Here is a 19,540-nt window from a genome sequence, read left to right as displayed (position 1 = left end):
ATGAGGTCCCGCAGAAAATTCCATCGGACCGACATCCGGTCTGCCGGGAGGGCAAGCTCTTAGTGTAGTCGGTAGCTGATGAAGACTAACTCACGCGGAGGTTTTTTACCAGATTAAGCCACGGTTGCTTCTTTGTCCACGCCGCTGCACACACGGCAACCGAAAGATAACTCGTTGGAGGATTCGACTCAGCGTCTCCGGGGTTCAAAACAGTCGGAAGCCGGCGACCGGAAGCGACCCGTGCGGGTTCGGCGTATAATCCGATCGGTCACAGGCTGGCAGGAGGACGCTGACGTGGACGATCTGGCGCAGACACTCGCCCTTTCCCTGGGCGCCGGTTGGGCCAGCGGGATCAATCTCTATGCCGCGATCCTGGTGTTGGGCTTTCTCGGGGCCACCGGCAGGATGGTACTCCCGGAGGGCATGGAGGTGCTGGCCGATCCGCTGGTCATGTTCGCCGCCGGGTTTATGTATCTGGTGGAGTTCTTCACCGATAAGGTCCCCGGCGTGGATACGGTCTGGGACACCCTGCATACCTTTGTCCGCATCCCGGCCGGGGCCATGTTGGCGGCCGGTGCGGTGGGGGATGTGGGCCTTGGCGCCGAGCTTGCGACGGCGCTCCTGGGCGGCGGCATGGCTGCGGTCTCCCACGCCGCGAAATCCGGGACCCGGGTGCTCATCAACACCTCGCCCGAGCCCTTCACCAACTGGACGGCCTCCATTGTGGAGGATTTCAGTGTCGTGGCCGGTCTGTTGGTGGCGGTCAATCATCCGGTGCTGTTTCTGGTGCTCCTGGCCCTCTTCCTGCTGCTCCTGATCTGGTTGCTCCCCAAGCTGTGGCGGGGGATCAAGCGGGTCTTCGGGACCATTGCCAGGTGGTTCGGAGGCACCCGGAAGGGAGAGACCGTACCCTCGCGACCCGATGTGCGGGCCCTGGAGGCGAAGCCCCCAGGACAGGACCGGGGCCAACCGCCCGGTCCGACCCAAGGCCATTAAGTTAAGCGTCGAGCCCGTTTGGCCCAATCGCTGCTACCCGCGAAAGATCATGCCCACCAAGCGCTTCATCGCTCGGGGGGAAGTGAACCACGGATAAACACGGATAGACACGGATTGGCTCATGAAGATGAGACGCGGCAGATCATCGGCTGTGCGATGGCGGTGCGCAACGACCTGAAGCTCAGTCTGGTCCTGAATTTTCGACGGGCGCGGTTGGAATGGAAGCGGGTTGTCTTACCGAGTCCATCCGTGTCCATCGGTGTGAATCCGTGGTTCTATTCACAGAAACGACAACCGTTGCCGGTAAGGCCTGACTTGATGGCATTGTGGTCCAACCTGAGCGAGCGCTGCCGGATGGGGATATGAACGTACCGCAAGCCCTGGGGCAAGATCCCGGGGACGCTATCGAGGTCTATCTGGTGGGCGGGGCCGTGCGGGACCGGTTGCTCGGGCGGCCCGCTGCCGACCGTGATTTTGTGGTCGTCGGCGCCACCCCGGAGGCGATGATCGCACGGGGCTTTCGTCAGGTGGGCAAGGATTTTCCGGTCTTCCTGCACCCGCAGACCAAGGAGGAATATGCCCTGGCCCGCACCGAGCGCAAGACCGGACCCGGCTACCGGGGGTTCCTGTTCCATGCGGCACCGGACGTGACCCTGGAGGAGGATCTGCGGCGTCGGGATCTCACCATCAATGCCCTGGCCGAGGACGAACAGGGTAATCTCATCGATTACTATAGCGGCCGGTCGGATCTGGAGAATCGGGTGCTGCGGCATGTCTCGCCCGCGTTTGCCGAGGATCCCGTGCGTCTGCTGCGGCTGGCCCGATACGCCGCGCACTTCGCGGAACTGGGCTTCACCGTGGCGGAAGAGACCATGGCCCTGCTGCGGTCCATGGTGGACGGGGGCGAGGTGGATGCCTTGGTCCCGGAGCGGGTGTGGCAGGAGCTTGTCAAGGCGCTTGCGGCACCCAAGCCCTCGCGCTTTTTCGATGTCCTGCGCGAAGCCGGTGCCTTGGCGAGGCTGATGCCGGAGGTGGATCGCCTGTTCGGGGTCCCTCAGCGGGCACAGTGGCATCCGGAGATCGACACGGGTGTCCATACCATGATGGTCGTGGATATGGCCGCCCGCCTGACCTCCGATCCGGAGACGGCCGGTCCGGGAACGCCCGGCCCGGAAACAGCCAATTCGGAAACAGTATTCGCCGCCCTGACCCATGATCTCGGCAAGGGCACCACGCCACCGGATATCCTGCCGGGTCACCGGGGGCACGAGCAGCGTAGCCTGGCCCTGGTCGAGGCGCTGTGCGACCGGCTCAAGGCCCCGCGCCGCTTCCGGGAGCTGGCGCGGGGAGTGGCGCGTTATCATGGCATGTCACACAAGGCCGACGAGCTGCGTCCGGGAACGGTGCTCGATCTCTTGGAGGGCCTGGATGCCTTCCGCCGACCCGGGCGTTTCGAGCAGGCGCTGATCGCCTTCGAGGCGGATTACCGGGGCCGCGGAGGTTACCAAGAACGCGCCTATCCCCAGGCCGCACGACTGCGCCTGTGCTTCGCGGCAGCCGGATCGGTGGACGTCCGCGCCGTGGCCGCCGCGGCGCCCGAACCGGCGCAGATCCCGGAGCGCATTCGCGCGGCCCGCATCCGGGCCTTGCGGGAGGCGATACGCAATTGCTGAGCTTGGGAAACCGGAGAGTCTGGATAACTTTATAGTTGTGAACGCCTGAGTTATGGGCACTTTGAAAAATACGATTTCCGTCAACGGCACACATGAATAATCAATGGCTTAGAGTCGCTTAATTGGTGAAAACGCCTATTTTTCAAAGTGCCCAAACAATGTTTTCAGATCCAGAAAGATATTGATATATCTTTTTTGTATTCTTTCAACCAGCTGTTCTGCCAGAGCTTCATCATAAGTATGAACAGAAAGGTTTCTGTCTTCGATTATATCCAGCCAGGTTTGTTCATCTGATATCAGATCCTGCTGATAAGCTTTGCTTAAGGTGTCTTTAGGTGTTGTACTCAGTGTGCCCCTATCCGCCAGATAAGCTTTTAGGAATTTCCAGGATAATTCATAAGTAAACTCGAAGTTTTGAATAATCCCAGCAATATCTCTTTTGTTCTGTATGGGAAGACTCAAGGCTTCCTCTAAACTGAGCAATGCCTTTTTCAGATTTTCCTGTTTCTTAGGATTCATACAAAAGTTTACCTTCTTTTAAGATTTCTGCTTTTAAATCATCGCTTATTTCATCAAGAACGACAACGTCTACTCCGCAAAGTGATGGGACCTTTTCTCTGACTTCTAATTTAAACCTTGAACGATTGACAGAATTTGGAAGCTCGAAAGCGAAATCGTAATCCGACTTCAGTTTATTATCTCCACGTGCTCGGGAGCCATATAAAAAAACTTTAACTTTTTGACCCGGAAAATATTCGTCGATTATTTTCACAATGAAGTCTAAAATTTTTTTCCCCACTAAAACATTATTAATTAATTCAACCACGATAAATACCTGCCAACTCGAATCCGAGTTACGCTTGTCATCACGATATACCCAAAATCTTCTTAAGATCTGGGATAATGGCGCTGATTTTATAGCGTATGGATAAAAAAGTCTAATGACGCAACGACCGAGGTAATTCCATGTTCGAGTGGATTTTCAGCCCGGAGGCATGGCTCGCGCTCGTCACCCTGACTGCCTTGGAGATCGTGCTGGGGATCGACAACATCATCTTCATCTCCATCGTCGTCGCCAAGTTACCGGCCGCCAAGCGTAACCGGGCCCGGATCCAGGGCCTGGCGTTGGCGATGATCACCCGCATCCTGCTGCTGCTGTCCCTGGTCTGGATGATGCGTCTGGTCCACCCCTTGTTTGCGGTTCTCGGGCACGAGCTCTCCGGCCGCGATCTGATTCTCATCGGCGGCGGCTTGTTCCTGCTGTGGAGTAGTACGCGGGAGATTTGGGAGAGTCTGGAAGGGGCCGGGGAGGGGGAAAGGCAGTTCAAGGCTGCTTCCAGCTATCCGCTCGTTCTGGGGCAGATCGCCATCATGGACATCGTGTTTTCCCTGGATTCGGTGATTACCGCGGTGGGCATGGCGCGTGATGTTCCGGTGATGGTCCTTGCCATTATGATCGCCATCGGTGTCATGATGCTGTCGGCCAAGTCAATTGGTGAGTTCGTGGATAGCCACCCGAGCATCAAGATACTGGCCCTGAGCTTCCTCATCCTGATCGGCGTGGCCCTCATCGGTGAGGGTTTGGAGCAACCGATTCCAAAGGGTTATATCTATTTCGCGATGGCGTTCTCGGTGGCCGTCGAGATCCTCAATAACCGCATGCGCAAGAAACGCGATGAAACCGCTCGCTCGGGTGAGTCGCCGTCCAAGCGGCACGCACGGACTTCGGATCCGCACTGACCAAGGGGCGGGCTAGGCACAAACTACGAATCACGCGCATCTGCGCGAATTGGACTTTTTGTTCCTATGGGAACATTCGCGTCGGTTCGTGTGATTCCTAAGTTAAAACAAGGTATTTTATGGATTCCAGACCGCTGACGATCGTGAAAGGATGCTACCGAACATTTTGGAGTGCGGCGGCAACCCTTTCCCGGTACCTGGCCGGAACCCACGGTGCCCAAGGTAGCCACTGGGTTGGCTATGGAGCACCTGCCTGCCGCCGCTTTGGATTCGGCGACGCATCCCTCCCAAACAAAGGCGTTGCGGCCAGGGGAAAGCGCCGTCGCCGCGGCGCTTGTGGAACCCAACGCCCAGGTTCCCGGCAAACGCTGCTGGTATTCCCCGTCGCTGGGGTTCGATTCGGCCGCGCCGCTTAAGCCGGCGCACTCCAAAGCAGTTCGGAATCCATAACGAGCTTAGAACAATATCATCGACTACCTCACAGTAGGATGATCGTAAGTTAGACAGGTCTTGAATGAGATTTTCTCTCCAACGCCCCGCAACCCGGTCACGGGGATGGGTAGACGGCGGCATACCGCGGACCGGGCGTTGCAACCCCGGAGCCTCGGGAGGAGATTGACCGATGGCTCACGCGGCACTGGTCCAGTGTCATGCCTGCGGGTTGCTCCAGCGTAATCCGCCCCTGCCCGCGGGCGGTGCGGTGCGGTGCGTCCGGTGCGATACCCTGCTGCATCGCCATGTTCCGAACAGTCTGAACCGTGCTCTGGCCTTGACCATCGCCGGGATCATCCTGTTTGTGGTCGCCAACAGCTTCCCCTTTCTGTCGTTTCAGTTTCGGGGGCAGATCACTGAGACGACCCTGGTGACCGGGATCGAGATACTGTACCGAGAGGGCATGTGGGAATTGTCCCTGGTGGTCTTCTTCACCAGCGTCCTGGCACCGGGGCTCCAGCTGGTGTTGCTCTTGATCGTGTTGCTCCCCCTCAAACTGAACCCTGCCAGGCGCGGATTTCCCAGGCTCTTCCGCTATGTGGCAACCTTGACTCCTTGGGGGATGATGGACGTGTTCATGCTGGGGATTCTGGTGTCGGTCGTGAAGCTCGCGGATATGGCCACCATCATCCCGGAGACCTCTCTGTTCGCGTTCGTCGTGCTTATCTTCGTGCTCGCCGCCGCCCAGGCCTCCCTGGACGGGGATATCGTGTGGTCTCGGGTGCCGGTACCCGAGCGTGTTCGCCGCTCTCCACGCCCGGGGGAAGCTATCCGTGCGTGCCACGTCTGCGAGCTGGTGATGCCAGAGGCGGAGGCCGACCGGGTACACGGTCGCCTAGGTTGTCCCCGTTGCGGCGCAAGCCTGCACAGGCGCAAACCGGACAGTCTGCAACGTACCTGGGCCCTGGTGATCGCTGCCATCATCTGCTATCTGCCGGCGAATCTGCTGCCCATCACCACCGTGACCTCTTTTGGTAAGCCGCAATCGGATACCATCATGAGTGGGGTGATCTATCTGCTCGGCCACGGCATGTGGCCGCTGGCCCTGGTCGTCTTCATGGCCAGCGTTCTGGTGCCGCTGATGAAGCTGGTCATCCTGGTCTATCTGCTGGTCTCCGTGCATATGGGTTCTACCCGGCGTCCCCAAGATCGTACCCGCCTGTACCGGCTAACGGAGGTCGTGGGTCGCTGGTCCATGGTGGATATCTATGTGGTCACCATTCTGGTGGCACTCGTTAGGTTAGGTAACCTGGCGACCATCGAGGCCGGACCGGGGGCGGTCTTTTTCGCCGCCGTGGTGGTCATCACCATGTTCGCGGCCATGGCATTTGATCCCAGACTCATCTGGGACCACAGGAGCCAAGCACATGAAAGCGCCGGAACAGCCGAACAAGCCACAACCGAACAAGCAGCAACCGAGCAGGCCACCTAACCAACCGCCGGAAGCCCAGCCGCCGGAGGCCCAACCGCCGGAAGCGGTGGTGGTATCACGGCGCCCGGTTTCGCTGGTCTGGCTTATCCCGATCGTCGCCCTGCTGATCGGCGGTTGGTTGGCCTACAGGGCTTATACCGAGCGGGGCCCCAGCATCCACATCGAGTTCAAGACCGCGGCGGGTCTGGAGGCGGGCAAGACCAAGGTCAAGTTCAAGGAGGTGGAGGTCGGGAAGGTCACGGCCATCGATTTGGACGAGGATTTGCAGAAGGTCGTGGTTACCGCCGAGCTCGTCGCCGGGGCGGAGCGGTATCTGACCCAAGAGACCCGCTTCTGGGTGGCGCGTCCACGGGTTACCGCAAGCCGGGTGTCGGGCCTGGATACCTTGCTTTCCGGTGCCTACATCGCCGTCGATCCGGTCACGGGGGGTGGGCCAGCGCGGGAATTCGTCGGACTCGAGATGCCGCCCCTGTTCACCGCTTCGGAACCCGGTAAGAAATTCATACTCCGTTCCAAGACCCTCGGCTCCCTGAATATCGGCTCCCCTGTCTACTACCGGCACATTGAGGTCGGAGAGGTGGTCGGCTTCAAACTCGACCGGGATGGGAAGGCCGTCGACATCGAGCTTTTCATCGCCGCGCCCCATGATCGATTGGTCCTGACCGATACCCGCTTCTGGAACGCGAGCGGCATCGATTTCAAATTGGACGCCGATGGCCTGACCGTGGATACCCAGTCCATGCTCTCGGTATTGGCCGGGGGCGTGGCCTTCGATACGCCGCCGACCCTGGAGAAGCAGGGGGTACCTCCGGCCGCGGACCATGCCTTCCACCTCTATGCCGGCCGCAAAGAAGCCTACGAGAAAATCTACCAGGACAAGAAAAAATACCTGCTGTTCTTCGAGGAATCGGTACGTGGTCTGGGCGTGGGGGCTCCGGTCCTGTTCCAGGGTATCAAGTTGGGCCGGGTGCTGGACGTGCGGCTCGAGTTTGACGTGGAGAGGTTCAAATCCCAGATCCCGGTCTTGATCGAGCTCGAGCCCCAGCGGGTCCGGCTCGTCGGCGGCGACTACGAAGAGGTCGAAAAGACCGCCCCCATGCAGCGACTCGTCAAAGAGGGGTTGCGGGCCCAGCTCAAATCTGGGAGCCTAATCACCGGTCAGCTCTATGTAGCGCTGGATTTTTTCGATGGTGCGCCGGCGGCCGAGATCGGGAGACGGAACGGGTATCCGGTGATTCCTTCCGTAGCGTCCGCCCAGCTGGGGGAGCTGACCAGCCAGGCGGCTGAGTTCATGAACACATTGAACGCGCTGCCGCTGCGGGAGATCGGGAACGACCTCCGAGCTACCATCAAGGGGGCGAAGGATATCGCCACTTCCGAGGCGCTGGACCGATCCATTACGGCGCTCGAGTCCGCGCTCCGGCAAGTAGGCGAAACGGCGCGGGGTTTGGACAGAGATGTGGTTCCTCATCTGGGCACGGCCCTGGAGCAGGCCCGTGTCGTCCTCACCTCAGCGGACGATCTGGTGGCGCCGGATTCGGCGCTCTATCTGGAACTCAGACGCATGCTGAAGGAGCTTTCCGCCGCCGCACGCTCCATCCGCGGGATGGCGGACTACCTGGAACGGCATCCGGAGGCCCTTCTCAAGGGCAAAGGGGGATTGCGATGAAGACTCGATTTGCCGCGGGATCCGCCGCTTTGTTGCTCGCCAGCTTGGCGCTGGGCGGATGCGTTACCGAACCTTCTTCCTTTTATACGCTGAGCTCGACGTTACCGACTGCCGAGGAATCGGCAGCGCCCATTCCGGAGCAGAATCTGGCCGTCGGGATCGGACCGGTGCGCTTTCCGGCGTTTCTCGATCGGCCCCAGATTGTGGCCCGTACCGCTGACAACCAGCTCCGAGTGGACGAGTTCCACCGTTGGGGCGGCTCCTTGGAGGACGACTTCCTGCGGGTGCTGAGCGAGAACCTGGGCCAGCTGCTGGGTACCAGTCGGATTCTCGTGGAACCGGCGGAGGTGCGTTTTCCAGTGGATTTCCGGGTCGTTGCGGACGTGCTGAAGTTCGAGGGCACGCCCGACGGCAATGCCGTATTCAAGGTGCGCTGGGGGGTGCTGGATGCGTACATGCAGCAGGCCTTGGTAATCAGGGAGGACACCTATCGCAGCCGGGCCGCGAATTCGGAACCCGGGGCCATGGTCGCCGCCTTGAGCGAGACCTTATCCGCCTTCAGTCGTGACATCGCCGAACAACTGCGTGGTCTCCCCAAGACCAGAGCGACGACCACGCCCTCCGAGCCCCAGCAATCGGGCCGTAAGCGATCGGACCCTAAATGAACGGCTGTTCCAGCTACCAGCTACCAGCTACCAGCTACCAGCTGCCAGTAGCCTATTTCTCCACATCCGCGGAAGGCAAGGGTAGGCTGGAAACCGACACTGGAAGCCGGTAGCCGGCGACTGGAAGCTGGTGGCTGGACTAATTGGTATCCAGCCCAATATAGTCCCAGAGCTTGCGTCCGAGGCTGACCTCCTCGGGAGGTGGCTCGTCATCCAACAAGCGACCGGCTCGCCGGTTCAGGGTCAATACCCGTTCGGTATCTGCCGCCAGCTGGTCTTCGCCGAGGTGCTTGTAGGCCTCGATCAGTATCTCCAAGGCATCCGCGACGGCGCTGGTGCGCTGGTAGTGCTCTATGACATGCTTGCAGCGGTTGGCTGCTGCCACATAGGCCTGACGCTTCATGTAGTAACGAGCCACGTGGATCTCGTTCTGGGCCAGGTTGTTGCGTAGAAAGACCATGCGTTGGTGAGCGTCGGAGGCGTATTTGCTGTCCGGAAACAAACGCACGAGCTCGGCGAAATCCTGGAAGGCGTCCAGCGCGGAGCCTGGATCGCGTTGGGACGGATCGGTCGGGATATAGCGGTCGAGGAAGCCGACACTGCGGTTGTAGTTGACAATGCCCTTGAGGTAGTAAGCATAGTCGACATACGGATGCTGGGGGTAGAGCTTGATGAAGCGGTCGGCTGCGGCGATCGCCGCCTCGGGTTCCCCGGCCTTGTAATGGGCATAGGCCACATCGAGCTGGGACTGCATGGCGTAGCGCCCGAACGGATAACGGGCCCCCAACTTTTCGTAGTACTCGATGGCCTTTGGGTAGTTGCCCGCGGCAAGCTCTGCGGCCGCCTCCGAATAGAGCTTGGTCACGTTCCAGGCCCGGGTTGGATCCTGGTAGCTCTCCAGCCAGGCACAGGCCGTCAGGGTGAACGCAAGCGCGCAGATGAGCGTCGATCGGATCCGGGTCATGCCGCAATTTGCTCAGAAGAAGAACGAGTGGATTATACCGAAACGCCGAGTCTCGGAGCAGCCGCTTGTCTCAACGCCAGTGCGGGGAGTCGGCATGAAGGACGCCGACCGAACGGTTCCCGCGGAGCATTGCCTACGTATCGACCCGGCGCTGACGGGACGCCGGCTTGACCAGGTCCTGGCCGGGTTGTTGCCCGAATACTCTCGCAGCCGCTTGCAGCGGTTGCTCGACCAGGGCCTGGTGCTGGTGGACGGGAGGACCCGCCGGCGCCGCGATAAGGTACGGGGCGGTGAGGAGATACGCCTGAAGTTGGTGCCGGAACCCTGCAATCTGTGTGTTGCCCAACCGATTGCCTTGGATATCCTGTTCGAGGACGACCAGCTACTCGTGGTCAACAAGCCGGCGGGATTGGTAGTCCATCCCGCTGCCGGGAACCGAGACGGCACTTTGCAGAACGCCCTGCTACATCATCTCCCCCAACTGGATTCGGTGCCACGTGCCGGGATCGTACACCGGCTCGATAAGGACACCAGTGGACTCCTGGTGGTAGCCAAAACGCTCTTGGCCCATAAATCCTTAGTGGACCAGCTGCAACGGCGTAGCCTGTACCGGGAGTATCGCGCCCTGGTCCAGGGTATTCTGGTCGCAGGGGGGACCATCGACGCACCCATCGGCCGCGATCCGCTCCACCGCACCAGGATGGCCGTGGTCTCGGGAGGCCGGCCGGCCGTAACCCACTACCGGGTCCGGGAACGGTTCGACGCCCATACGCTGCTTGCCGTGCGGCTTCAGACCGGACGCACCCATCAGATCCGGGTCCATATGGTCCACATTCGCCATCCTCTGGCGGGAGATCGGACCTACGGCGGTCGCCCACGGCCCCCCCAAGGCGCAGGTGTGCGCCTGACCGAGGCCCTGCAGGGGTTTCCCCGCCAGGCCCTGCACGCCACTGCACTGGGATGCGACCACCCGCTGACCGGAACGGCCATGCATTGGGAGATCCCCCTACCCGGGGACATGCATGTGCTGTTGAACTTGTTGCGGGAACATGATGGGCCTAAGAGACTGTCTAAAAAGGGACCGTAGGCCGTAGGCTGGGTTGCGGCCAGGGATGGCCAAAACCCAGCAATAACCAAAGCTGGGGTTCGTTCCTCACCCCAGCCTACCGATTTAAAATCAATAGGTTAGTTTTTTGACAGCCTCTAAGAAGCTGTCCGGTTAAAAGTAATCCTGAATGATTCGGCGTCGTTTGGAGGACCGGACTTGGTTAGAAGCGAGTTGGATAGATTGAGCAAAAAGCGTAGGATGTGGTGAGCGCGGTGGTTCTGAGCTTGCCGGTCGGTGCACACACCCCGCGCGAACCGCATCAATGAATGGCCCGTGCCCAACCAGTTGAACACGCCCACCATCCAAAGATACGGTTCGCGGCCTACCTATCCCCTCCGGCACAGGCAGGCGTCCCTGGGACGCCAGGCAGGCGCTCACTGCATCATCGATGCGGTTCGCGCTACCCGGCAGTGCCATCCTGAAAGATCTCCCGCGCTCACCGCATCCTACATCCATCCTACGGGTTGTTGACATTCAGCGAACCGCATTCAGACAGCCTCTAACCCGACCTACCTGGCTCGCTCAGATAAATGTCAACAACCCTGGAGTGGAGGATTGAGCCGAGCTGGCCCGCCCCGCCACGGGTGCGGGCCCTGTGCACGACGCGCGGCGGAGGTGTCAGTACCGGACCCTTTGCCGGCCTGAATCTGGCCGATCACGTGGGGGACGAGCCATCCTTGGTGGTGCAAAATCGCGCCTTGTTGCGCGCACGCCTCGGCCTCCCCACGGAGCCCCATTGGTTGCGACAGGTCCATGGTTGTCGGGTCGCCGATGCGGTCAGGGAGCCCAGGGCTTGCCGGGCGGATGCCGTGATCGCCATGGGCCCGCGGGAGGTCTGTGCCGTGCTGACCGCGGATTGTCTCCCGCTGTTGCTGTGCGATGCGGCAGGAACCCGCGTAGCGGCAGTACACGCTGGCTGGCGGGGCCTGGCGCAGGGTATCATCGAAGCGACCATCGCCCGGCTCGCGGTGCCGCCCCGAGTGATCCTGTGCTGGTTGGGACCGGCTATCGGTCCGGAGACATTCGAAGTGGGAGCCGAAGTACGGGCGCGTTTCCTCGCGCAGGGGGGTAAGGACACCAAGGCCGCATTCGTGCCGGCGCCTGGAGACAAATGGGGGGACAAATGGCTGGCGAATCTCTATGCCTTGGCCCGCGAACGTCTGCGCGCTTGTGGCGTCGACCGGGTCTGGGGCGGCGAGTTTTGTACCTATTCCGACCCCGAGCGCTTCTTCTCCTACCGGCGCGATAAGATTACCGGGCGCATGGCAAGCCTGATCTGGATCGATCCGGACGCTGGTTGATATCCATCACACCTGGATTCTCCGCCGCGATGCACGCCGTTTACACCCAACAGGGGGGGTTGAAAATCCCAAGTATGGAATTCTTCAAGTCCTCCATTAAGGCACCTTGAAAATACGGTTTTCGTCAACGGCGCGTCTGAATAATCAATGGTCGGAGTTGCTTGATTGATTGATGAAAACACCTATTTCTCAAGGTACCCTATACTGATACGGTAGTAACGAGACCTGACGAGTAACCCTTCCTTTTCGTGCCCTTCGCAGGGCTCGTAGCTCCTCTGGAAGGGGCCGGTCGGGGCGATTCCAAACGATGACGAGGTGGATCTCGGCAGCCTGGAACATGCTCACTTTGGTCGGGGTGGACCGGCCCGGTATCGTCGCCCGTGTGACGCACGCCGTCTTCGAGGCCGGCGGTAACCTCGGCGAGGCGTCGATGCTGCGTCTCGGTGGTAATTTCACCATTTTACATTATGAGCATCCAAGGCTACTCTGAGCAAACGCCGAGTCGCTCAGGGCCTCGGTGGCAATGCTGGCCCATGAGGGGATGCGGGTGGACATCGCATCCGTGGAGACCCGGCTCGGATAATCCGCGGATGGCAGTGCTCGACAGTCAAACATCGCTTGCAGACAATGTCTGCTGCTTAAGGGGCCTTGTATGTATTCTCTCGTATTAAGGTAATAGAAGGAAATATGAAATATTTACCAATCTTGATCGTTATATTCAGTCTCTGGAGTAATCAACTCTATGCCGAGTGCAATCAACAAAAGGAATTCACTCTGATGATACATGGTGGATCGGGTTCAGGAGACAAGCACAAAGAAACACAAGAAAAGATGCTTAAAGTGATTCAAAAGGCTCTGGCTGAGGGACATGATCTTCTTAAGAATGGAGCAAAGGGAGAGGACGTTGTAGTTAAGGTTATTTCAATTTTAGAAGACTCTCCTCTTTTTAATGCCGGTAGAGGAGGCAATAAAAATAAAGCGGGCTTCATTGAGCTCGATGCTTCAATCATGCGTGGGGATGATAAAAATTGTGGTGCTGTTGCCGCGGTTAAAAGAGTAAAAAATCCGATTAAAGCGGCACAAAAAGTAATGAATGCTTCGAAACATGTGATGTTTGCCGGAGATGCGGCAGATGCATTTGCAGAGAAACAAGGTTTAGAAACCGTACCTAATAGTTACTTTTACAGTTCAAAGGCAACTCCCTCCGCTAAGGACATTGGAACTGTGGGAGCTGTGGTCCGGGATCGGTGCGGGACCTGGAGTGCCGGTACTTCTACCGGAGGTTTTGGAACTAAGGCACCTGGACGTATAGGGGATAGCCCTATTATCGGAGCGGGAACCTATGCGGAAAACAACATATGTGCGGTATCTTGTACCGGGCATGGGGAGTTTTTCATTCGTTACGCTGCTGCGCACAGTATATGCTCTCTCATAAAATACAAAGCAATGGACGGGAAAGCTGCTGCTAGTAAGATACTGAGCGAAGAACTGTTGCCGGCTGGGGGTAAAGGCGGCATTATAGTCATTGACAAAATAGGAAAAGGCCACTTCCATTTTACCACCAAAGGTATGTCATGGGGACGAGTCACTGAAGATGGGAAACCCGAAGTAGGGATTTAAAAAGGAAACAAAACCGAGCTTCGACAACAATCCTCCTTAAGAAAACAGCCGATTTGCAAATCTTTAAGAGTGGTCCTTATGAGACAGCGCCTGATTCCGTTGCTGATTGCCTTGCTGCTGGCATTGCCCGCCGGGTTGGCTTGCGCCGAGTCTCAAGATGTCCCGATTTCGAGCCTGGTACCCACATACCGCCAACAACGGGCCACGATGATCATCAACCAGGCGCTGGAGCACTTTCATTACCGCGAAATGACCTTGGACGACGGGTTTGCCGAGTGGATCTTCGAGAAGTACCTCGAAGCGCTGGATCCCAACCGATCTTTCTTTCTGCAAGGGGATTTCGATCGCTTCGAGCACACTGCCCATCGTCTGGACGACGACTTGACGCAGGGTAGACTCGACGCCGCCTTCGAGATCTTCCGTCTCTACCGTCAGCGGGTCGACGAGCGGGTCAGGCTTGCCTTGTCTCTGTTGGACGCCGGCTTCGACTTCAAGCGCCAGGAGAGCTACCGTTTCGACCGTTCCGAGGCGGAGCGTGCAAGGAAGCGCACCGAGCTCGACGAAATCTGGCGCAAGCGGGTAAAGAACGACTGGCTCGGGCTGCGCCTTTCCAAGCAGCAAGAAAATAAGATTCCGGGACTCCTACGCAGACGTTACCAAGGGTTGGCACGGCGTATCCGGCAATTCGACAGCGACGATGTCTTCCGGACCTTCATCAACGCCTACACCGAGAGTCTGGAGCCCCACACGAGCTACATGTCCCCGAGTACCTCGGAGAATTTCGACATCAGCATGCGGCTCTCCCTGGAAGGCATCGGTGCGGTGCTGCGCGGAGAGAACGAGTACACGGTGGTACAACGTACCATCCCCGGGGGACCGGCCCGGCAAAGTGGCCTGATTCACAGCGGCGATCAAATCGTCGGCGTGGCCCAAGGGAAAGGCGGCGTGATGGAAGACGTGATCGGTTGGCGGCTACAGGATGTGGTGGATAAGATCCGTGGTCCCAAGGGTTCGGTGGTGCGCCTCCAGATCCAGCCCAAGTCTTCCGGATCGGATGGGGCAACACGTGAAATCTCCCTGGTACGCAACGAGATCAGGCTCGAAGATCAGGCCGCTAAGAGCTATCTGATTGATAACATAGATACTGTCCCCAGGGTACGTATCGGGGTTATCGAGATCCCGGCTTTCTATCGCGATTTCCGAGCCGAATCGAAGGGGAACAAAGACTTCCGCAGCACGACCCAGGATGTGCGGGGTCTGATCCGGAGACTCAAACGCCAAGGCGTCGACGGCATTGTGGTGGATCTGCGCAGCAACGGAGGCGGCTCCCTTACCGAGGCAACGGCATTGACGGGGCTCTTTATCGACACGGGCCCGATCGTGCAGGTAAAGGACGCCTTCGGCAAGGTCGAGGTAGAGACGGACCCGGATCCGGGTATCCTCTATAAGGGACCCTTGGCGGTGCTCGTCGACCGCAACAGTGCCTCCGCCTCCGAGATCTTTGCCGCTGCGATGCAGGACTATGGTCGTGGGATCATTATCGGCGAGCCGACATTCGGCAAGGGGACAGTCCAAACCCTGATCGATCTCAATCGCTTCGTCCCCAAACAGGAAGACGACCTCGGGCGTCTCCGCCTTACGGTAGCGGAGTTCTTCCGTATCAGCGGTGGCAGCACGCAGCTACGCGGCGTGGTGCCCGACATCGCATTCCCAACGATGTCGGACTCCGACGACCATGGGGAGCGGGCCTTGGACAATCCGCTGCCGTGGGCCAAGATCGAGGCAGCCGATTACGCCCGGGTCTCCCTGAGCGGAGGAGAAATACGATCGCTCCGGCAGCGTTCCGAGAAGCGCATCCGCCGCGACCCCGGATTCGACATGCTGACCGCCCAGGAGCAAGTGCTGAGAGAATTAGACGATCAAACCGTCGCTTCGCTCCGCGAGTGGGATAGACGCATCGAATCGAAACGACGCGAACGTGTACTCAAGGACCAGCGCAATGCATTTCTGCGGACGCAGGGCATCGATCCGGTGGATGAAAACACCGATGATGTGGATCAGGACGCCTTGGAGAAGCAACAGGAAATCATTGCGCGGATTCAGGTAAAGGAGGCGGCCCGCATCCTTGCCGACGCCATCCGCCTCGGTTCTCCCGGCCGGCCACGCTCCGCCATGCGCGACTGATTTCAGAGCCTGTGTGGAATACTCCCAACCTGTTGACCCTGTTGCGTATCCTGTTGATTCCGGTCTTCGTCGGGATCTTTTACATCCCTGTTTCCTGGGCCCCCTTCGTCTGTGCCCTCGTATTCAGCGTTGCCGCGCTCACGGACTGGCTTGACGGATACCTGGCACGACGCTGGCAGCAGACTTCACCCTTCGGCGCCTTTCTCGATCCGGTGGCCGACAAGCTCATGGTTGTCGTGGCACTGGTGCTGCTGGTGCAGTCGGATCCACGGGCGGCCTTGGCCCTCCCGGCGGCAATTATCATTGGCCGCGAGATCGCTGTCTCCGCCCTACGCGAGTGGATGGCCGAGCTTGGCGCCCGGACGCAGGTCGCCGTCTCAAAGGTCGCAAAGTTCAAGACAACAGTGCAGATGGTCGCCATCATCCTGCTGATTTCCAGCCGGGACGATACGGACTCGCCGTTCTACGGTTTCGGGATGGGGTTGCTCTATATCGCCGCGGTCCTGACGCTCTGGTCCATGCTGCTCTATTTACGTGCGGCCTGGCCGAGCTTAAAGTCCCCGGACAGACCGTTGGACGGTGAGGAGAAACAGTAAAGCGGAACGGCTTGCTTTTCGATGAGGTGAACACCGGGCTATCACCGTGAATCGCTGCTATCAGACCAATCTGCAGGAATCAAGCTGCACCAACGGATGCCAAAGATCGAGAAAAACTATGATGCAAACCTACCCATGCTCCCGTGTCCTGTTGCGATTCGACCGAGATACAAATGAGCCGGACCTTTTCCGCTGTCACCTCTCCGCCTGTGCCCAGGACCGGGAGGGGAATCTATGGCTCGGCAATGACGAATCGACCGGACTGTCGCGGCTCAAGAGTAAGACCCCCGACGTATTTGCCAAGCACCTCTACCAGGACCTGTCTGATCGGCTCGAGCTGCCTGAAGAGGATGAGGAGATTGACATCGAGGGAATGGACATTGAGGAGGATCGACTTTGGATCGTAGGTTCCCATACCGGCACCCGCAAGAAATTCAAACCCAAAAAGGATATAGAGGACAACTTGGAACGTCTCTCCCAGGTCCGGCTGCGGCCAAACCGGTTCCTGATCGCGTCCGCACAGATCGATGGAGGTAAGCTCAAGGACGACAGGCTCACCCAAATCCCGATTACCAAAGAGGGAAACGCACTATCCCTAGCCTTGCAAGAGGACCCACATCTCGGCCCATTCCTGGGCACCAAGGGGGAGGAGCAGCACGGCGGTTGCCAACAAATCGCGTCGAAGGAGAATGGCTTTGACATCGAGGGGGTGGCTGTCAGAGAAGATCGACTGTTTCTCGGATTGCGCGGACCGGTGTTGCGGGGTTGGGCGATCCTCCTGGAAATATGCCTCGTCGAGAGCACAGGCAACCGGCTCACGCTGGAGCCCATAGGGTCCGATGGCAGGCATTATCGAAAACATTTTATCGACTTGAAGGGCATGGGCGTTCGTGAGCTCATGTGGTATGGCTCAGATCTGCTCATCCTGGCCGGCCCGACAATGGATATCACCGGGCTTCAGAGTATCTACCGCTTACGTTACGCTGCCGATCTCACTGATGACAGCATAACTGCGTTGGATGACGGGCGGCTGGAGCTGCTCTACCACCTTCCGCTGATGACCCACGGCGATAAGGCCGAAGGTCTGTGCAGGTACGGTGATTCCGGACTCCTGGTTGTCTACGACGCCCCAAGGTCGGACCGCCTGGTGGCCAAGAACGCGATCCTGGCGGACGTCTTTGCCCCGCCCGACGCCTGATGCTGATGACCGGCTAAAACCGCTTCCCGGTTTGCATCATGTTGAGCGTGAATCGGCCATGTGGGGGGAAGCCCTTGGAACTCGCTGCAACCTGCTGCTGTAAACGAGCCCCGATCAAGGTGCGTGACCGCTTCCGGACCTGTAGCCTCGCGTCGTATTAAGGCTAAGAGACTGTCTAAAAACTAACCCCTTGATTTTGCCTGATTGAGCGCGTGGGCGGGCGTGTTTGGATCACCCTCTCCCCAACCCCTCTCCCTTCCAGGGAGAGGGGCTTTAAGTATCCTAAGAGACCGCCTTTTTAGACAGTCTCTAAGTTGCGGCTCGCAATGAATCCAGGCTACTCGAACAGGTTCCTGAATGTGCCGGAAAACTGCTGGTAGGCCTCCCAACCGTCCTTATCCATCACCTGGTCGATGACCCAGCGGTTCTCCTCCTGTTGCCCCATGACACACTGTATTTCGTAGCCCAGGTGCCGCAGGAAGGGATAGCTGGGTCCTTCGCCGTCGAAGTGGAGCTGGGCATACTCGTCGGAACGCCGGTTGAGCAATGCGATGAAGGGACGACCATGGTTGCCGTCGCCGAAGAGGTCTTGGCCGTTGTCCTGAACCTGTTCGATGACCTTGGTGACGACGGTGGTGATCAGTGTGCGGCGGTCATCTTCGCTCATGATGCCGTAACATAGGCGGTCGGCGATCTGAATCAGGAAGACGAGATACTCCTGAATGACCGCCATGCGTTGTCTGTCGTCGGTATAGACGAAGCGCTCACAATGCAGGTTGACGGCTTTTTCGACGGAAAGACGCCAGGCAATGAAGGCAAGTGCACCCGCGATCTCCGGCACGGACCTTGCCTGCTCTGCATTCCACCAATGACTCTTGATTCTCAGTGCCACCTCTTCTTCTCCCTTGCAGCCACCCTGGTTGAAACGGCACGGAATTCAGTTTCGCCGTTGAGGTTCGTTCCTCACCCCAATCTAGCACCCCGTTTCACCTTATTTTTCGCTCTTAGAGCCCCTCCAAATGTCAACAGGACCTAGTTGAGGGGTGTCCGGGTCGCTCGCCGCACGGCCGCCAGCAGCTCTAAGGGTAGGTTATCGAGACTAATTTTCCGGGTTCCCATTTTTTGGGTTCCCAGGCGCCGCACCGGCCACACACCAATCAAGGCATTGGTGAGGAAGAGTCCATCGGCAGCAAACAAGTCGGCACGCATGATGTCCCTCTCCAAGACCTTGCTGCCGAAAGCGCCGGCAATGCGTAATACCAGGTCCCGCACCGTACCGGCGATGCCGCAGGTATCCAGCCGCGGTGTGAGGAGACGACCAGCGCGGACCAGGAACAGATTGGACATGGTACCGCCGATGATTCGGCCCCTGATATCCTGCATGAGTCCCTCGGCGATCCCTCGATCCCGCCACTCGGAACGCGCCAGGACCTGCTCCAGCCGATTCAGGTGTTTGAGGCCCGCAAGCACCGGATTCTCACCAAGCCGGGTGCGGCAGAAGATCACCTCGACACCCTGCTCCCCCCAGTCCGGGGGATAATCCGGCCAGGGATGGAGCGTGAGAATACGGCTGGGTTGCGGGCCCTCGGGAGGGCCATAGCCCCGGCCCCCACTGCCGCGGGTGAGGATGATCTTCACCACCCCGGTGGATTCGCCTCCGGCGAGCTGCCGACATTCACGCAGCAGCAGCTCCTGTGGCGGACAGGGAATCCCGAGGCGATCAGCCCCCCGCGCGAGGCGATCAAGATGCGCGTGCCACAGGCAGGGGGCGCCATCACGCACGGCAAGGGTCTCGAACAGCCCGTCTCCATACTGCAGACCGCGGTCGGAGACAGGCAGGCAGTTGGCCTCTGACCCATTGATCAAGGCTCTCGGAACCAATACCGCAAACCTTGCGCCGGC

The 19,540-nt window shown here is 59.0% G+C and carries 18 protein-coding genes and 1 pseudogene; 14 read left to right on the top strand and 5 right to left on the bottom strand.

Annotated elements, in window-relative coordinates:
* Nucleotides 1-294 precede the first annotated feature (294 nt).
* The 3 genes from E1958_RS11560 to E1958_RS11550 all read left to right on the top strand — a co-directional run bounded on the left by E1958_RS11560 (nucleotide 295) and on the right by E1958_RS11550 (nucleotide 2,669).
* Nucleotides 295-996 (top strand): DUF4126 domain-containing protein, encoded by a 702-nt coding sequence (locus E1958_RS11560; protein ID WP_089726639.1) that lies wholly within the window; start codon nucleotides 295-297, stop codon nucleotides 994-996.
* A 114-nt stretch (nucleotides 997-1,110) separates the two neighbouring features.
* Nucleotides 1,111-1,362 carry a hypothetical protein gene (locus E1958_RS11555; RefSeq protein ID WP_133512005.1) on the top strand — a complete coding sequence of 84 codons (252 nt, stop codon included), beginning with the start codon at nucleotides 1,111-1,113 and terminating at the stop codon, nucleotides 1,360-1,362.
* A gap of 38 nt (nucleotides 1,363-1,400) precedes the next feature.
* Entirely contained in the window at nucleotides 1,401-2,669 is a 1,269-nt protein-coding gene (locus tag E1958_RS11550) for a multifunctional CCA addition/repair protein (protein ID WP_133512030.1), read from the top strand.
* 135 nt (nucleotides 2,670-2,804) lie between these two features.
* Here E1958_RS11550 and E1958_RS11545 read toward each other — a convergent pair whose 3' ends face one another.
* Together E1958_RS11545 and E1958_RS11540 are read right to left on the bottom strand one after the other, a co-directional pair.
* Entirely contained in the window at nucleotides 2,805-3,188 is a 384-nt protein-coding gene (locus E1958_RS11545; RefSeq protein ID WP_133512004.1) for an HI0074 family nucleotidyltransferase substrate-binding subunit, read from the bottom strand.
* Nucleotides 3,178-3,495 carry a nucleotidyltransferase family protein gene (locus tag E1958_RS11540; protein ID WP_165741656.1) on the bottom strand — a complete coding sequence of 106 codons (318 nt, stop codon included), beginning with the start codon at nucleotides 3,493-3,495 and terminating at the stop codon, nucleotides 3,178-3,180. Before E1958_RS11540 ends, E1958_RS11545 begins: the two co-directional genes overlap by 11 nt.
* A gap of 140 nt (nucleotides 3,496-3,635) precedes the next feature.
* Here E1958_RS11540 and E1958_RS11535 point away from each other — a divergent pair, with 140 nt between their 5' ends.
* The 4 genes from E1958_RS11535 (at nucleotide 3,636) to E1958_RS11520 (ending at nucleotide 8,667) form a co-directional block, all read left to right on the top strand.
* Nucleotides 3,636-4,409: a TerC family protein gene (locus tag E1958_RS11535; protein WP_133512002.1), complete on the top strand. Its 774-nt coding sequence runs from the start codon at nucleotides 3,636-3,638 to the stop codon at nucleotides 4,407-4,409.
* A 622-nt stretch (nucleotides 4,410-5,031) separates the two neighbouring features.
* Nucleotides 5,032-6,333: a paraquat-inducible protein A gene (locus E1958_RS11530; RefSeq protein ID WP_133512001.1), complete on the top strand. Its 1,302-nt coding sequence runs from the start codon at nucleotides 5,032-5,034 to the stop codon at nucleotides 6,331-6,333.
* Entirely contained in the window at nucleotides 6,269-8,002 is a 1,734-nt protein-coding gene (locus E1958_RS11525) for a PqiB family protein (RefSeq protein ID WP_133512000.1), read from the top strand. Before E1958_RS11530 ends, E1958_RS11525 begins: the two co-directional genes overlap by 65 nt.
* Nucleotides 7,999-8,667, top strand: a complete 669-nt coding sequence (locus tag E1958_RS11520) for a PqiC family protein (RefSeq protein WP_133511999.1) — start codon at nucleotides 7,999-8,001, stop codon at nucleotides 8,665-8,667. The genes E1958_RS11525 and E1958_RS11520 overlap by 4 nt, the downstream gene beginning before the upstream one ends.
* A 139-nt stretch (nucleotides 8,668-8,806) precedes the next feature.
* Here the strand turns inward: E1958_RS11520 and E1958_RS11515 are convergent, their stop codons facing one another.
* Entirely contained in the window at nucleotides 8,807-9,631 is an 825-nt protein-coding gene (locus E1958_RS11515; protein ID WP_133511998.1) for an outer membrane protein assembly factor BamD, read from the bottom strand.
* A gap of 94 nt (nucleotides 9,632-9,725) precedes the next feature.
* Between E1958_RS11515 and rluD the strand changes: the two genes are divergently transcribed.
* The 7 genes and pseudogenes from rluD to E1958_RS11480 all read left to right on the top strand — a co-directional run bounded on the left by rluD (nucleotide 9,726) and on the right by E1958_RS11480 (nucleotide 17,638).
* Nucleotides 9,726-10,718: a 23S rRNA pseudouridine(1911/1915/1917) synthase RluD gene (gene rluD, locus E1958_RS11510; RefSeq protein ID WP_133512029.1), complete on the top strand. Its 993-nt coding sequence runs from the start codon at nucleotides 9,726-9,728 to the stop codon at nucleotides 10,716-10,718.
* 551 nt (nucleotides 10,719-11,269) lie between these two features.
* The gene (gene pgeF, locus E1958_RS11505) at nucleotides 11,270-12,040 is read left to right on the top strand and encodes a peptidoglycan editing factor PgeF (RefSeq protein ID WP_133511997.1); all 771 of its coding nucleotides are present in this window, start codon (nucleotides 11,270-11,272) and stop codon (nucleotides 12,038-12,040) included.
* A gap of 337 nt (nucleotides 12,041-12,377) precedes the next feature.
* A pseudogene (locus E1958_RS11500) lies at nucleotides 12,378-12,503 on the top strand (ACT domain-containing protein); the annotation flags it as partial.
* Nucleotides 12,504-12,727: 224 nt separating this feature from the next.
* On the top strand, nucleotides 12,728-13,660 hold the full coding sequence (locus tag E1958_RS11495) for an isoaspartyl peptidase/L-asparaginase family protein (RefSeq protein ID WP_133511996.1): 933 nt from the start codon (nucleotides 12,728-12,730) through the stop codon (nucleotides 13,658-13,660).
* A gap of 78 nt (nucleotides 13,661-13,738) precedes the next feature.
* A complete protein-coding gene (locus tag E1958_RS11490) occupies nucleotides 13,739-15,844 on the top strand; it encodes a carboxy terminal-processing peptidase (protein WP_133511995.1) in 2,106 nt (701 codons plus the stop codon).
* Between the two features lie 11 nt (nucleotides 15,845-15,855).
* Nucleotides 15,856-16,440 (top strand): CDP-diacylglycerol--glycerol-3-phosphate 3-phosphatidyltransferase, encoded by a 585-nt coding sequence (pgsA, locus tag E1958_RS11485; RefSeq protein ID WP_133511994.1) that lies wholly within the window; start codon nucleotides 15,856-15,858, stop codon nucleotides 16,438-16,440.
* A gap of 118 nt (nucleotides 16,441-16,558) precedes the next feature.
* On the top strand, nucleotides 16,559-17,638 hold the full coding sequence (locus E1958_RS11480) for a DUF3616 domain-containing protein (protein ID WP_133511993.1): 1,080 nt from the start codon (nucleotides 16,559-16,561) through the stop codon (nucleotides 17,636-17,638).
* A 337-nt stretch (nucleotides 17,639-17,975) separates the two neighbouring features.
* On the opposite strand, the gene E1958_RS11475 is transcribed toward E1958_RS11480, so the two are convergent.
* Nucleotides 17,976-18,530 (bottom strand): hypothetical protein, encoded by a 555-nt coding sequence (locus tag E1958_RS11475; protein ID WP_133511992.1) that lies wholly within the window; start codon nucleotides 18,528-18,530, stop codon nucleotides 17,976-17,978.
* A 140-nt stretch (nucleotides 18,531-18,670) separates the two neighbouring features.
* Complete coding sequence (gene pabC / locus E1958_RS11470) at nucleotides 18,671-19,504, bottom strand: aminodeoxychorismate lyase (RefSeq protein WP_243448335.1); 834 nt, start codon at nucleotides 19,502-19,504, stop codon at nucleotides 18,671-18,673.
* Nucleotides 19,505-19,540: the final 36 nt, after the last annotated feature.

This window comes from Candidatus Thiosymbion oneisti (genome assembly GCF_004359955.1).
GTDB classification, from domain to species: Bacteria; Pseudomonadota; Gammaproteobacteria; order Chromatiales; family Chromatiaceae; genus Thiosymbion; species Thiosymbion oneisti.
The sequence above is the reverse complement of the archived record's forward strand: the minus strand, read 5'-3'. Positions and strand labels throughout refer to the sequence as shown.

Excerpts from the sequence above, each read along its gene's own strand:
- E1958_RS11545 (WP_133512004.1), bottom strand. The coding sequence starts at position 3,188 with ATGAATCCTAAGAAACAGGAAAATCTGAAAAAGGCATTGCTCAGTTTA.
- E1958_RS11535 (WP_133512002.1), top strand. The coding sequence starts at position 3,636 with ATGTTCGAGTGGATTTTCAGCCCGGAGGCATGGCTCGCGCTCGTCACC.
- E1958_RS11530 (WP_133512001.1), top strand. The coding sequence starts at position 5,032 with ATGGCTCACGCGGCACTGGTCCAGTGTCATGCCTGCGGGTTGCTCCAG.
- E1958_RS11525 (WP_133512000.1), top strand. The coding sequence starts at position 6,269 with ATGAAAGCGCCGGAACAGCCGAACAAGCCACAACCGAACAAGCAGCAA.
- E1958_RS11520 (WP_133511999.1), top strand. The coding sequence starts at position 7,999 with ATGAAGACTCGATTTGCCGCGGGATCCGCCGCTTTGTTGCTCGCCAGC.
- E1958_RS11515 (WP_133511998.1), bottom strand. The coding sequence starts at position 9,631 with ATGACCCGGATCCGATCGACGCTCATCTGCGCGCTTGCGTTCACCCTG.
- rluD (WP_133512029.1), top strand. The coding sequence starts at position 9,726 with ATGAAGGACGCCGACCGAACGGTTCCCGCGGAGCATTGCCTACGTATC.
- pgeF (WP_133511997.1), top strand. The coding sequence starts at position 11,270 with ATGTCAACAACCCTGGAGTGGAGGATTGAGCCGAGCTGGCCCGCCCCG.
- E1958_RS11495 (WP_133511996.1), top strand. The coding sequence starts at position 12,728 with ATGAAATATTTACCAATCTTGATCGTTATATTCAGTCTCTGGAGTAAT.
- E1958_RS11490 (WP_133511995.1), top strand. The coding sequence starts at position 13,739 with ATGAGACAGCGCCTGATTCCGTTGCTGATTGCCTTGCTGCTGGCATTG.
- E1958_RS11480 (WP_133511993.1), top strand. The coding sequence starts at position 16,559 with ATGATGCAAACCTACCCATGCTCCCGTGTCCTGTTGCGATTCGACCGA.